Below are 522 nucleotides of genomic sequence, written 5' to 3'. Positions count from 1 at the left end.
TTCAGCCGGTCGGCGGGCCGATCCCGATCCATCGCTACCGCAAGCATCGCAAGAGTCGGCGTGAGCATCGTGCCGACCAGGTGGCGCAGTTGGCCGAGAAAATCAGCATCCCACGTGCTGCGGTGAGCGGAGAGAGCGACATTGTGGTGTGCGCCCCGCCGGCGCCGCGCTCATGCCGCCGGCGAAGCCGTTCGACGGTCCGGACCCTTTCCACGAACTGACCTTCCCCAATGCGGTAGCGGCTCGGCAGGCCATCGCCGAGGAGTTGCGCTTGCCGCTTGCGAAGCTCGGCGATGAGGACCGCGCCTTCATCACGCAACTACTCGCGGAAACCCTGTCACGGCCCGTCATCATTGCAACCATTCGCGCTCGCTTCCCGGCGGGCGCAAAGGAGGAATCGCCTGATGCTCACCGAAGTCATGCGACACTACCACCTCAGGCGTCCGCCCGTGGATGTTGGATTCTTCGAAACCGACCATCACCAGCAAATGACTCGCGACCTGATAGCCGCGATCCAGGGAG

1 protein-coding gene is annotated in these 522 nt (G+C 64.2%); it reads left to right on the top strand.

Features of this window, described 5'->3' with window-relative positions:
- The coding region (locus tag E4Q23_RS23390; protein WP_211203920.1) for a hypothetical protein at positions 1 to 221 on the top strand (221 nt) is incomplete at its 5' end.
- Positions 222 to 522: the final 301 nt, after the last annotated feature.

Source organism: Candidatus Accumulibacter phosphatis (genome assembly GCF_012939955.1).
GTDB classification, from domain to species: Bacteria; Pseudomonadota; Gammaproteobacteria; order Burkholderiales; family Rhodocyclaceae; genus Accumulibacter; species Accumulibacter delftensis.
The sequence above is the reverse complement of the archived record's forward strand: the minus strand, read 5'-3'. Positions and strand labels throughout refer to the sequence as shown.